Annotated in this window: 12 protein-coding genes; 7 read left to right on the top strand and 5 right to left on the bottom strand. The window is 72.8% G+C overall.

The features are described 5' to 3' along the window. Window positions 1-31 precede the first annotated feature (31 nt). From ABZU46_RS27935 to ABZU46_RS27945, 3 genes are read right to left on the bottom strand one after another with little or no spacing between them, the layout of a single operon-like run. The gene (locus ABZU46_RS27935) at window positions 32-604 is read right to left on the bottom strand and encodes a hypothetical protein (protein ID WP_007459901.1); all 573 of its coding nucleotides are present in this window, start codon (window positions 602-604) and stop codon (window positions 32-34) included. 28 nt (window positions 605-632) lie between these two features. Next, on the bottom strand, window positions 633-1586 hold the full coding sequence (locus ABZU46_RS27940) for a tRNA (adenine-N1)-methyltransferase (protein ID WP_354862397.1): 954 nt from the start codon (window positions 1584-1586) through the stop codon (window positions 633-635). Between the two features lie 44 nt (window positions 1587-1630). Continuing rightward, a complete protein-coding gene (locus ABZU46_RS27945) occupies window positions 1631-2689 on the bottom strand; it encodes a site-2 protease family protein (protein WP_354862398.1) in 1059 nt (352 codons plus the stop codon). Between the two features lie 173 nt (window positions 2690-2862). Between ABZU46_RS27945 and ABZU46_RS27950 the strand changes: the two genes are divergently transcribed. From ABZU46_RS27950 to ABZU46_RS27965, 4 genes are all read left to right on the top strand, one after another. Beyond that, complete coding sequence (locus tag ABZU46_RS27950; protein ID WP_354862387.1) at window positions 2863-3777, top strand: PD-(D/E)XK nuclease family protein; 915 nt, start codon at window positions 2863-2865, stop codon at window positions 3775-3777. Window positions 3778-3927: 150 nt separating this feature from the next. Continuing rightward, entirely contained in the window at window positions 3928-4614 is a 687-nt protein-coding gene (locus tag ABZU46_RS27955) for a response regulator transcription factor (protein WP_354862389.1), read from the top strand. A 356-nt stretch (window positions 4615-4970) separates the two neighbouring features. Next, complete coding sequence (locus tag ABZU46_RS27960) at window positions 4971-5738, top strand: ABC transporter ATP-binding protein (protein WP_234581947.1); 768 nt, start codon at window positions 4971-4973, stop codon at window positions 5736-5738. After that, entirely contained in the window at window positions 5738-8293 is a 2556-nt protein-coding gene (locus tag ABZU46_RS27965; RefSeq protein WP_354862391.1) for an FtsX-like permease family protein, read from the top strand. Before ABZU46_RS27960 ends, ABZU46_RS27965 begins: the two co-directional genes overlap by 1 nt. A 67-nt stretch (window positions 8294-8360) precedes the next feature. Here the strand turns inward: ABZU46_RS27965 and ABZU46_RS27970 are convergent, their stop codons facing one another. Both ABZU46_RS27970 and ABZU46_RS27975 read right to left on the bottom strand, forming a co-directional pair. Next, window positions 8361-9011, bottom strand: coding sequence for an HAD family phosphatase (locus tag ABZU46_RS27970; RefSeq protein WP_354862400.1), 651 nt, complete (start codon window positions 9009-9011; stop codon window positions 8361-8363). A 121-nt stretch (window positions 9012-9132) separates the two neighbouring features. Continuing rightward, entirely contained in the window at window positions 9133-9876 is a 744-nt protein-coding gene (locus ABZU46_RS27975; RefSeq protein ID WP_354862393.1) for a neutral zinc metallopeptidase, read from the bottom strand. Between the two features lie 184 nt (window positions 9877-10060). Here ABZU46_RS27975 and ABZU46_RS27980 point away from each other — a divergent pair, with 184 nt between their 5' ends. The 3 genes from ABZU46_RS27980 to ABZU46_RS27990 form a co-directional block, all read left to right on the top strand. Beyond that, window positions 10061-10450 carry a hypothetical protein gene (locus ABZU46_RS27980; RefSeq protein WP_354862394.1) on the top strand — a complete coding sequence of 130 codons (390 nt, stop codon included), beginning with the start codon at window positions 10061-10063 and terminating at the stop codon, window positions 10448-10450. A gap of 175 nt (window positions 10451-10625) precedes the next feature. Next, window positions 10626-11018, top strand: a complete 393-nt coding sequence (locus ABZU46_RS27985; RefSeq protein WP_354862402.1) for a YciI family protein — start codon at window positions 10626-10628, stop codon at window positions 11016-11018. A 3-nt stretch (window positions 11019-11021) separates the two neighbouring features. Beyond that, window positions 11022-12130, top strand: a 1109-nt coding sequence (locus tag ABZU46_RS27990; protein ID WP_354862395.1) for a sigma-70 family RNA polymerase sigma factor, incomplete at its 3' end; no start/stop codon positions are given.

Raw genomic sequence — 12130 nt, forward strand, 5'->3', positions numbered from 1 at the left:
GTCCGCGCGACGCCGGCTCGACCCGGGCGGCTCAGAGCATCGGGCGGCCGACCACCGACGCCACCAGCCGGGCGAACTCCTCCAACCGGGCGATCTGCCCGGCGCCGCCGTCGTCGAGGGTCTTGCCGAAGCGCAGCGCGTCGTGGCGGGGCGTACCCGCCATCTCCTCGCTCGGCGGGGCCTCGTCCAACGAGGTGAGCAGCAGGTAGACGTCGATGCTGTCGACTCGGATCTCGCCGCTGTCCGAGCGGTTGAGCCGCCGCCGGCAGCCCACCTCGGTGACCGTGGAGACCGGCACGACCCGCAGGGACGACGTCATCGATCCCGGCGGCCCCTCCCCCGGCGGCACGTCCTCGCCGTGCCAGAGGATCAGCCGGCTGCCGTCGCAGACGACGACCTCCTGCCACACGCCGTTGACCTCGTTGACGAAGCGTTCCAGGGTGAAGCCGAGCACCGAGGCGCCGCGCAGCACCCCGCCGAGCGCCTCCAGGGCGACGTCCGGGTCGCGCAGATAGGCCCGCGCCGCCGACTCCAGGTCCTGGTAGGGCGACCAGTCCGGAAACACGGCGGGCAGGTCGCCGCCGCCGTAACCCGGTCGGCTCATGCCGCCGCCTCCCCCCGCTCGCCGATGGTCACGGCCTGTCCATCTCCCCCGTCGCGTCGGGCTGCGCGCCGGCGGCCCGGACAGCGGCCGCCTGCCGGGCCGCCTCGGCCTCGCGCAGGTCCTGCCGGCGCTGCGCGTACGCCTCGGTGCCCTTGCTGGGCTTGCGGCGGCGCGGCGGCGCGGTGACGCCCGGGGCGAGCTTGCGCGCGGAGACCAGGAACGCGGTGTGCGCGATCATCCGGTGGTCGGGGCGGACGGCGAGGCCCTCGGCGTGCCAGTCGCGCACCAGCGACTCCCAGGCGCGGGGCTCGGTCCAGCCGCCGCGCTCACGCAGCGCCTCGACGAGTTCGGAGAGCTGGGGGGTGGTGGCCACGTAGCCGATGAACACGCCGCCGGGCACCAGCGCCCGCTCGACCATGTCGAGGGTCTCCCAGGGGGTGAGCATGTCCAGGATGATCCGGTCGAAGCCGGTCTCCTGGCACTGTGCGACGTCGCCGACGTGCAGGTGCCAGGAGGGGTGCGGCCCGTTGAAGAACGCCTCGACGTTGCGCTTGGCGATCTGGGCGAAGTCGTCGCGCAGCTCGAACGAGTGCAACTCCCCCTCGGTGCCGACCGCGCGCAGCAGCGAGCAGCTGAGCGCGCCGGAGCCGGCGCCGGCCTCGAGGACCTTCGCGCCGGGGAAGATGTCGCCCATCGCGACGATCTGCGCCGAGTCCTTCGGGTAGATCACCTGGGCGCCGCGCGGCATGGACAGCACGTAGTCCGAGAGCAGCGGGCGCAGCGCCAGGAAGGCGGTTCCGCCGCCGGAGGTGGTCACCACGCTGCCGTCGGGCAGCCCGATCAGCGCGTCGTGGGCCAGGATGCCGCGGTGGGTGTGGAACTCCTTGCCGGGCTCCAGCGTCACGGTGTGCATCCGCCCCTTGGGGTCGGTCAGCTGCACCCGGTCGCCGGGCCGGAACGGGCCACGGTGCACGGGTGTCAGCGCCGGGCTGGCGGGGTCGGCGGCGACGGTGGAGGGAGTTGCGGTCACGATGTCATCTTCCGGTTGGGTTCGAGGAGCTGTGCCAGGTCCCCGATGTGCAGAATGCCGACGACATCTTCGCCTGACGTCACCACGTACTGCGCGCCCGGGTGGGTCTGCACGGCCTCCATCACCCGTTCGCCGTCCAGCCCGACCGGGAGGGTGGGGAGCCCGGCCAGTGCGCGGGCGACGGCGTCCACCGCCAGCCAGGGGCGGCGCTCGGCGGGGACGGCCGCGGCGGCGGCCGGGTCGACCAGCGCCACGGGGTGGCCGGTGGAGTCGGTGACCAGCAGCGCGGCGGTGGGCTGCCCGCCCTCGGCGCGGCGGCGCTGGGCCTCGGACAGCGGCGTGCCGGTGGGCACCGGCCAGATCGGCCGCGCCAGTCGGGACAGGTCGATAAGCGGGAACCGCCGGCTGACCCGCGCGGCGCGGATCGACTGCCCGGCGCCGCGCCAGAGCGTGACGGCGACCAGCAGCATCAGCGGCAGCGCCACCGGCGCCAGAAAGTCGGTCAGGGTCAGCAGTCCGACCAGGGCGGCGGTGCCGACGGCGACGACGCGGCCCGCCCAGCCGGCGACCTCGGTGCCGCGGTGCCGGTCGCGGGTCAGGCCCCACACGGCGGCGCGCAGGGCACGCCCGCCGTCCAGCGGCAGCCCGGGGAGGATGTTGAACAGCGCGACGATGACGTTGCTCAGGGCAAGCTGGAAGGCGAGCTGGTGGGCCACGGTGCCCGGGGGCAGGGCCAGGGTGGCGGCAACCGCGAGGACGCCGAGCACCGCGGAGACCGCCGGGCCGGCCAGCGACACCAGCAGGTCGACCTTGGGTGTCGGGGCGTCCCGGTCCATCTCGGTGTACCCGCCGAGCAGTTCCAGGGTGATTCCGCGCACACCGATGCCGTAGCGGCGGGCGGTGAGCGCGTGACCCAGCTCGTGCAGCAGCACCGAGCCGAGCAGTGACACCACGAACCCGAAGCCGATCAGATAGCCACTGACCTGCGGCAGGTCCAGTTGCCGGCGGGCGAACTCGGCGTAGAGCACGGCGACCAGCACGGCGAGCAGGAGCATCGAGGCGTTGAGGTGCAGCGGCACCCCGAGCACCCGGCCCACGCTCAGACCGGGTCGCCGGTCGGACCGACGCGGCGGCCGGGATGTCTGCTCCATCGCACCGATGCTACGGACCGGCCCGGCGTGGGGCGGGCGGCGGGCGGTGTCACACCGGTGCCCTAACCTTTGCGGACATGACGGCGGAACCGGTCACCACCCCCCAGTCCTCCTCCCCGGCGCAGACACCGCCGACGGTGCGGGCCTCGCTGTCCCCGTCGCGGGCGGCGGATTTCAAGACCTGCCCGCTGCTCTACCGGTTCCGCAGCATCGACCGGCTGCCGGAGCGGACGACAGTCGAGCAGGCCCGGGGCACGCTGGTGCACGCGGTGCTGGAGCGGCTGTTCGACCTGCCCGCGCAGGCCCGCACGCCGGCCGCGGCCGGCGACCTGGTGGCCCCGCAGTGGGACCGGCTGGTCACCGAGCAGCCGGAGCTGGCCGGGATCTTCGACGGCGCCGAGCCGGCCGGCCCGGTGGAGTTCCTGCGCTCCGCGGCGGGGCTGCTGGAGGGCTACTTCGCCGTGGAGGACCCGACCCGGCTGGAGCCGGCCGAACGGGAGAGCCTGATCTCGGCGGTCGTCGACGAGGAGCTGCTGATCCGGGGCTATCTCGACCGGCTCGACGTCGCCCCGGACGGCGCGCTGCGGGTGGTCGACTACAAGACCGGCGGCGCGCCCCGGGAGGCGTTCGAGGCGCGGGCGCTGTTCCAGCTGAAGTTCTACGCGTTGGTGCTGTGGCGCACCCGGGGGGTGGTGCCCCGGGTGCTGCGCCTGCTCTACCTGCGCGACGCCGAGGTGTTGGATTACACCCCCGACGCCGACGAGCTGGTCCGCTTCGAGCGCACGGTGGTGGCGTTGTGGCGGGCGATCGAGCAGGCCACCGCCCGCCAGGATTTCCGACCTCGTCCGAGCAGGTTGTGCGACTGGTGCAGTCACCAGGCGCTCTGCCCCACCTTCGGCGGCACTCCGCCGCCGTTCCCCGTCGCGGCGGCGAACGCCGATCCGCTGCGTGACGCCCGTTCCGCTCCGGTGGTGCCCGGCGCCGACGAGTGAGGGCCGCGGCGGGCTTTCGGACCCGACCGCGACGGTGCCGCGTCGGTCGGGACACCGCGGCCGGCGGGCCTCTACCGTGGTCCACGACGCGCCGGCCGGGTACGCGACGATGACCGGTGTGGGCGCGACGGCGAGGGGACGGGAGAAGTGATGGCCGATCGGGTTGCCTCGGCGCGGCCGGTACGGATCCTGCTCGCCGACGACCAGCCGCTGCTGCGCACGGGCTTCCGGATGGTGCTGGGCGCCGAGGGTGACCTGGACGTGGTGGCGGAGGCCGGCGACGGCGTGGAGGCGGTGGAGCTGTCCCGGCGACTGCTGCCCGACGTCGTGCTGATGGACATCCGGATGCCCCGCATGGACGGGGTGGCGGCGACCCGGGCGATCGTCGACTCCCGCCTGCCGGTGCGGGTGCTGGTGCTGACCACGTTCGACCTCGACGAGTACGTGGTGGGGGCGCTGCGCGCGGGCGCCAGCGGGTTCCTGGCCAAGGACGTACCGGCCGAGGAGCTGATCGCGGCGATCCGCACGGTGGCCGGCGGGGACGCGGTGGTCGCCCCGCGGATCCTGCGGAGGCTGCTGGAGCGCTTCGCCGACCTGCTGCCGGATCCGGCGGCGACGCCGTCGGCGGCGCTCAGCGCGCTCACCGACCGGGAACGCGAGGTGCTGGTGCAGGTGGCCCGGGGGTTGTCCAACGCCGAGATCGCCGCGGTGCTGTCGGTCAGCGAGACCACCGTCAAGACCCACGTCGGGCACGTGCTGACCAAGCTGCGGCTGCGCGACCGGGTGCAGGCGGTCGTGCTGGCGTACGAGTCGGGTCTGGTCCGCCCGCGGGCGTAGCGGACGCGCGGCGGCTACCCCACCCGGCGTACTCGAAGATCCCTCCGTGGGGGGACGGCCCCGTTGCCGTGCTCACCTACCGTGACCGTAGACGGCTCGGCGCGGTTGACCCTCCTGTGGCGCGAACGGGGGACGCGTCGTGTCCGGCGGTGTTTCGCCGGTCGGGAAACCTGTCGATCGGCGGCCGGGTCAGGGGCAACCCTGATGCGGCATGGGGGTGCACCCGCAGCGGGAAATCCGCGCCGGGTCCCCCCAGGGGCGGACGGGACGGGCGCGAGCAGCGCCGATGATTGAACGGTCACGCCGGACCATCGGGGGGCGGCGTGAGATTCGGACAGACGGAAGAGGTAGATGACGTGACCGCGACGGTAGGCCAGCAGGCGCAGGCCGCGGCCCGGGCGAACGACGTGTGGAAGGTGTACGGCAGCGGCGAGGCTCAGGTCATCGCGCTGCGGGGGGTCAGCGCGGAGTTCGAACGTGGCCGCTTCACCGCGATCATGGGCCCGTCGGGTTCCGGCAAGTCGACGCTGATGCACTGCCTGGCCGGTCTGGACTCGGTGACCCGGGGGACGGTGTCGATCGGTGCGACGACGGTCACCGGTCTGGGCGACTCGGGGCTGACGAAGTTGCGCCGAGACAAGGTGGGCTTCATCTTCCAGCAGTTCAACCTGCTGCCGACGCTCACCGCGAAGGAGAACATCCTGCTGCCGTTGTCGATCGCCGGTCGCAAGCCGGACCCGGCCTGGTACGACACGGTGATCAAGACGGTGGGCCTGCAGGACCGGTTGGACCACCGGCCGGCGCAGCTCTCCGGCGGTCAGCAGCAGCGGGTGGCGTGCGCGCGGGCGCTGGTCTCCCGCCCCGACGTGATCTTCGCTGACGAGCCGACCGGCAACCTGGACTCGCGCTCCGGCGCGGAGGTGCTCGGCTTCCTGCGCAACTCGGTGCGTGAGCACGGCCAGACCATCGTCATGGTCACCCACGACCCGACGGCCGCCGCGTACGCCGATCGGGTGGTCTTCCTCGCCGACGGGCAGATCGTCTCGGAGTTGATCGAGCCGACCGCCGACACGGTGCTGGACACCATGAAGAAGCTGGACACTCCGGCCGAGGTGGGCAACTGATGTTCCGGGCGACACTCAAGAGTCTGCTGGCCCGCAAGGTCCGGCTGATCCTGTCCGGGCTGGCGGTGGTGCTCGGCGTCATGTTCGTCTCCGGCGCGTTCGTGCTGACCGACACGCTGGGCCGCTCCTTCGACTCGGTCTTCGCCGACGGGTTCTCCGAGATCGACGTGAACGTCGCGGCGAAGCCGAAGGTGCAGGTCGACGAGATGGAGGGCGAGCAGACCGCCGCTCCGCTGCCGGCCGCCGTGGTGGACCGGGTCAAGCAGGTGCCGGGGGTGGCCTCGGCGACCGGCATCGTCAACGCCGACGGCGCCCGGGTGATCGGCAGCAACGGCAAGGTGATCACCTCGTTCGGTCCGCCGCAGTTGGGCGAGAACTGGACCGGCGAGAGCGACCTGATGCGGCTGCGGGAGGGGCGCGCGCCGCAGGCCGAGGACGAGATCGTGGTCAACAAGGCGTTAGCCACCACGGCGAAGGTGCGCGTCGGTCAGAAGGTTGGCGTGCTCACCGCGTTCGAGTCCAAGAAGCGGGAGTTCACCCTGGTCGGCATCCTCGGTTACAGCGGTGACCGGGATTCGATCGGCGGGGTCAACGAGGTCTTCTTCACCACGCCGGTGGCGCAGCGGCTGATGCTGGGCGAGCCGGACACGTTCAGCAGCATCACACTGCGCGCCGCCGACGGCGTCTCGGACGAGAGGCTGCGCGACGACGTGGCCCGGACCCTGGGCGCGGACTACGAGGTGAAGACCGGCGAGCAGGTGGCCGCGGACGCCTCGGCCAGCCTGAAGGAGGGCCTGTCCTTCTTCAACAAGATCCTGCTCGGCTTCGCCGCGGTGGCGCTGCTGGTGGGCACCTTCCTCATCCTCAACACCTTCTCGATCATCGTGGCGCAGCGGACCCGGGAGCTGGCGCTGATGCGCGCCATCGGCGCCAGCGGCCGGCAGATCATCGGTTCGGTGGTGCTGGAGGCCATCGCGGTCGGGTTGATCGCGTCGGTGCTCGGCCTGGCGGCCGGCATCGGTGTGGGGGCGCTGCTGGCGTTCCTGTTCGGCAAGTTGGCCGGTGGGCTGACCCTGGCCGGGATCGGTGTGCCGGCGGCCGCGGTGATCGGTTCCTTCGGCGTCGGTCTGGTGATCACCGTGGTGGCGGCGCTGCTGCCGGCGCTGCGGGCATCCCGGATCCCGCCGATCGCCGCCATGCAGGACGTGGCGACCCCGGACCGGCCGCTGACCAAGGTCACGGTGGCCGGGTCGGTGGTCACCGGCATCGGCGCGCTGCTGCTCTTCTTGGGGCTCAGCGGCAACGCGGGTGGTCAGACCCTGGCCACCATCCTGGGTGGGGTGCTGTTCGCCTTCATCGGCGTGGCGCTGCTGACCCCGCTGATCAGTCGGCCGGTGGTGAGCCTGCTCGGCGCGATCTTCTCCTGGTCGGTGCCGGGCAAGCTGGGCCGGCTGAACTCGGGGCGCAACCCGCGCCGCACGGCGATCACCGCGGCCGCGCTGATGGTCGGCATCGCGCTGGTCACCGGCGTCACGGTGATACTCGATTCGGCCAAGGGCAGCATCAGCGCCCTCGCCCAGGACACCATCAAGGCCGAGCTGGTGATCTCCGGCCAGCAGGGTGGGCCGCGTCCGCCGAGCTTCGACCCGGGTGTGCTGGACCGGGCCAAGGCCCTGCCCGGCGTGCAGATGGTCGACGGCGAGTACGGCGACATGGCCAGGATCAACGGCGAGGGCACCTGGGTGGCGGCGAGCAGCGACGTCGCGTCGCTGCGGCAGATCTTCGGGGCGAAGGCCACCGCCGGTGACATCGACCGGCTCGGGCCGACCCAGATGCTCGCCAGCTCCGACACCGCCAAGTCCCGTGGCTGGTCGGTCGGCTCGACGGTGAACGTGCAGCTGACCCGGGGCGAGGCCCGGACGTACACGATCAGCGGCATCTACGAGTCGTCGCAGCTGACCAACCCGGTGACGTTGCCGGCGACCGCGGCGAAGGACTTCGCCATCCCGCAGCCCATCCAGGGCTTCATCCAGCTGGCGGCGGGCGCCCGGGTGGCCGACGTGCAGCCGCAGGTGGAGGCGCTGCTCGCGGACAGTCCCGAGGTGTCGGTGGCCGACCGGGACGCGTTCATCAAGCAGCAGACCGGTCAGCTCGACGGGCTGCTCACGATGATCCAGATCCTGCTGGCGCTGGCCATCGTCATCGCCGTCCTGGGCATCATCAACACCCTCGCGTTGTCGGTGCTGGAGCGGACCCGCGAGCTGGGCCTGTTGCGGGCCATCGGCCTGCGGCGCGGGCAGACCATGGGCATGATCACGGTCGAAGCGGTGGTGATCTCCGTGTTCGGCGCGCTGCTGGGCGTGGCGGTCGGCAGCGGCCTCGGCGCCGCCGTGGTCGAGGCGCTCAAGGACGAGGGCATCACCGACCTGATCCTGCCGTGGGGCCAGATGGGCGTCTTCCTCGGTCTCGCCGCGATCATCGGGGTGGTGGCCGCGGTGCTCCCCGCCGTGCGGGCGGCCCGGATCAACGTCCTGGGCGCGATCGCCCACGACTGACGCCAGGCCAGAAAAGGGGGGCCCCGCAACGGCGGGGTCCCCCTTTTTTCGTCAGGCCACGTTTTCGTCAGGCCACGGCCCGGTCGGCCAGCAGGGCCGCGAGCACCTCCAGGTCCACGCCCGTCAGGCTCTCCACCTGGTGTACGCCGGTCCTGGCGGGCAACGGCACCTCGGCGGGTACGGCCAGCACGGCCGCGCCGGAGGCGAGCGCGCTGGCCACCCCGGTCGGTGAGTCCTCGATCGCCACACACCGCTCGATCGGCACGCCGAGCAGCCGCGCGGCGGTCAGGTAGGGCTCCGGGTGGGGCTTGGCCGCGACCACCTCGTCGCCGGCGACCACCACGTCGAAGGTGTCCCGACCCAGGGTGTCCAGGGCGATCTCGACGAGGGCCCGAGGGCTGGAGGTGACCAGCGCGGTGGGGATTCCCGCCGCGCGGACCGCGTGCAACAGCTCGAACGCCCCCGGCCGCCAGGGCAGACCACCCCGGAACAGCTCCAGGATCCGGGCGTTGATCCACGCCGCGCTGATCTCGGGGTCCCGTTCGGGCTGCCCCAGGTCGTCGTGCAGGATGCGCATCGACTCGGCCATGGCGGTGCCGATGATCGACCGGCGGGCGTCGGCGGAGAGGTCACCGCCGTACTCGCGCGCCAGTTCCTGCAGCGCGACGTCCCACAGCTTCTCGCTGTCGACAAGCGTGCCGTCCATGTCGAAGAGCACGGCGGCGGGGTGTTGGCTGCTCAGCGGATCCTCCAGGGTCGTGGGCGACACCGGCGATCCTGCCAGCACGACCCGTGGCCGGTGGCGGCAACGGGCGCCGGGGTGATCCGGACAACCCCGCTCAGCCCAGGTCGCACTCCTTCAGCGAGCGCTCGTAGCCGCGGAAGAACATGTCGGTGCGCTGCTCGGCGGTGCCGTGCGCGCCCTCGGCGAACCACGGCTGGTCGGGGTCGTCGCCGACGGCCGCCACCCCCTCCCGGAACTCGTCCAGGTCGCCCTCGGCGAGGGTCAGGTCGCCGGAGCGCACCGAGTCGCCGAGGTACGCCCCCGCCATGCAGTCGGCCTGCAACTCCTGCTGGATGGTGAAGCTGTAGTTGATGCCGAGGCGCACCTGGATGCCGTGGGCGTACTCGTGGCCGAGCAGGTAGAACACGAACGCGTCACCGACCTCGCGGAACGCCGCCACCGACCAGGCGACGTCGTACGCGATGAAGTCGCCCTGCGAGCAGTAGACCGCGTTGTTGCGGGGCAGCGGCTGCCCGCCACAGGAGACCTCGCCGGCCCGCTGGTACGGGGTGACCCGCCGGATGGGTTGGAAGCGCTTCCCGGACGCCTTGAACTGGGCCGCCCAGTAGCGCTCGGCGACCGCCTGCGCGTCGGCGACGTCCTGCTTGAACTCGGCCACGCTGGTGGTGCTGTCGGCGCGGGTGGTGCTCGGCCCCGGCGAGGCGGCCGGCGGGTTCGCCCCCGGGCGTTCGCCCTCCGGCTCGGCCAGCCCACCGCCGGCGCAGGCGAGCGACACCAGCGCGGCGACCACCAGGCCCGCCAGGGGTCCCCGGGCGTCGCGTCCTGACCATGCCCCCACTGTGCCTCCCCAGACATCGGCGCTCCCGCTGCGCAGTACCCCGACGGTACGACCGCCACGCTCACCGGATTCACGCACCACCGGGCCGGACGGTTCACGCTCAGGCCGGCCGGGCGGCTTCACGCTCGGACCGGCCGGGCGGTTCACGGGGCCGGCGCGGGCCGCCACAATGGCCCGGGGGCGGATGTGGCCGTCCGGTGAGGAGGGCGACGTGCACGTGCTGGGCAGCCGCCGACGAAGCCAGCCGGCCCCCGCGCATGTCGTGTGGCGGTCGCTGCGTGACCCGTACGAGGCTGGCAGTCGTCCGTGGCTGGAGTTGCGCGACGACGAGGTGCCGCCCCGGGTGGTGGCGGGCTACGCACCGGTGCTGCTGGTGTGGTCGTCGCTGTGGCCGCACCGGCCGCTGGACCGGATCCGCTTCGACGTGACGCACGGCTCGCCCGGCGGAGACTGCACGCTGCGCTGGACCCTGACCACCGAGGCGGACCTACCGAGCGAGAGCACCCTCGGCTACCTGCGGCACCGCCTCAACTACCTGATCAACAACCGCCTCCGCCTCTCCTACGGCCAATAACCCCCCGCTGGTGTTGATCATGAAGTTGTTGCCCTCGAACTCGGCGTGTCGGGGCGATAACTTCATGATCAACGGATCTGGTGGGGTGGGAGTGTCCGGGGAGCGGGTTGGGGTTCGACGTTTCCGGTGAGCGGTGCCGGGGCGGCACCGGAGACAGGAGGCCACTGTGAAGTACATGATTCTGCTCTACGGGTCGCAGCAGGACTATGACGTGCTGTCGGGGCGGGCTTCCGACCGGCCGGCCATGTCCGCCGAGCAGATCGCGGCCATGCACCGGCACATGGAGACGTTCCACCAGGCGCTCGCCGAATCCGGGGAACTGGTCGACGCACGGGGCCTCAGCGAGCCGGTGCACACCCGCCGCGTGCAGGTCCGGGACGGGGCGTCCGTGGTCACCGACGGCCCGTACCCGGAGACGCAGGAGGTGCTCGCGGGTTACACGATCGTGGAGTGCGCCAGCTTCGACCGGGCCACCGAGATCGCCGCCGGCCTGGTCGACCCGGACACCCCCGGCGCGTACGTGGACGTGCGGCCGGTGCTGGACGGCGTCGAGGACCTGGCCGGCTGACCGGTGTCGGCAACGCCCGCCGAGGATCTGCTGCGCGAGCTGGCGCCGCAGGTCCTCGGCGCGCTGGTCCGCCGCTTCGGGCACTTCGACACCGCCGAGGACGCGGTGCAGGAGGCGCTGATCGCGGCGGCGGACGGTTGGCCGCGCGACGGCGTACCGGAGAATCCCCGCGCATGGTTGATCACCGTCGCGTCCCGGCGGCTCACCGACCTGCTCCGGCGTGACCAGGCGCGGACGCGGCGGGAGGAGACGGTGGCGCGCTGGGTGCTGCCGGAGCAGTGGTTGGCGCCGGCCGCCGACCGGCCCCCGGCGGACGCCGACGACACGCTCATCCTGCTGTTCCTGTGCTGCCACCCGGCGCTCACGCCGGCATCGCAGATCGCGCTGACGCTGCGCGCGGTGGGCGGGTTGAGCACCGCCGAGGTGGCCCGGGCGTTCCTGGTGCCGGAGGCGACGATGACCCGGCGGATCAGCCGGGGTAAGCAGCGCATCCGCGACAGTGGCCTGCGGTTCGCGCCACCGACCGGGGCGGAGCGCGCCGACCGGGTCGCCGCGGTGCTGCACGTGCTCTACCTGGTCTTCACCGAGGGGTACGCGCGTACCGCCGGCCCGGGTCTGCTGCGCGCCGACCTGACCGCCGAGGCGATCCGACTGACGCGGCTGGTGCACCGGCTGCTGCCCGACGACCCCGAGGTCGCGGGGCTGCTCGCGTTGATGCTGCTCACCGACGCCCGCGCGCCGGCGCGGATCGGCGCCCACGGCGAGTTGGTGCCGATGGCCGAGCAGGACCGCAGCCGGTGGCGGGCCGACCAGATCGCCGAGGGGGTCGCCCTGATCACCGGGGCGCTGCCGCGCGGGGTCGTCGGGCCGTACCAGCTCCAGGCGGCCATCGCGGCCGTGCACGACGAGGCGCCCACCGCGGCGGCCACCGACTGGGCGCAGATCACCGCCCTGTACGAGGTGCTGCTCGGCCTGTCCGACAATCCGGTAGTGGCGCTCAACCACGCCGTGGCGGTGGCCATGAGCCGGGGCGCGCCGGCCGGCCTGGCGCTGCTGGCCGACCTGGCCGACGACGTCCGGTTGGCCGACGATCCGCGGCTGCCGGCCGCCCG

The organism is Micromonospora sp. NPDC005197 (assembly GCF_040608295.1).
In the GTDB taxonomy this organism is placed as follows: domain Bacteria; phylum Actinomycetota; class Actinomycetes; order Mycobacteriales; family Micromonosporaceae; genus Micromonospora.

What these genes read in the sequence shown, in the direction of transcription:
- ABZU46_RS27955 (WP_354862389.1), top strand. Translation starts at nt 3,928, where the DNA reads ATGGCCGATCGGGTTGCCTCGGCGCGGCCGGTACGGATCCTGCTCGCC.
- ABZU46_RS27945 (WP_354862398.1), bottom strand. Translation starts at nt 2,689, where the DNA reads ATGCTCCTGCTCGCCGTGCTGGTCGCCGTGCTCTACGCCGAGTTCGCC.
- ABZU46_RS27935 (WP_007459901.1), bottom strand. Translation starts at nt 604, where the DNA reads ATGAGCCGACCGGGTTACGGCGGCGGCGACCTGCCCGCCGTGTTTCCG.
- ABZU46_RS27965 (WP_354862391.1), top strand. Translation starts at nt 5,738, where the DNA reads ATGTTCCGGGCGACACTCAAGAGTCTGCTGGCCCGCAAGGTCCGGCTG.
- ABZU46_RS27950 (WP_354862387.1), top strand. Translation starts at nt 2,863, where the DNA reads ATGACGGCGGAACCGGTCACCACCCCCCAGTCCTCCTCCCCGGCGCAG.
- ABZU46_RS27980 (WP_354862394.1), top strand. Translation starts at nt 10,061, where the DNA reads ATGTGGCCGTCCGGTGAGGAGGGCGACGTGCACGTGCTGGGCAGCCGC.
- ABZU46_RS27985 (WP_354862402.1), top strand. Translation starts at nt 10,626, where the DNA reads ATGATTCTGCTCTACGGGTCGCAGCAGGACTATGACGTGCTGTCGGGG.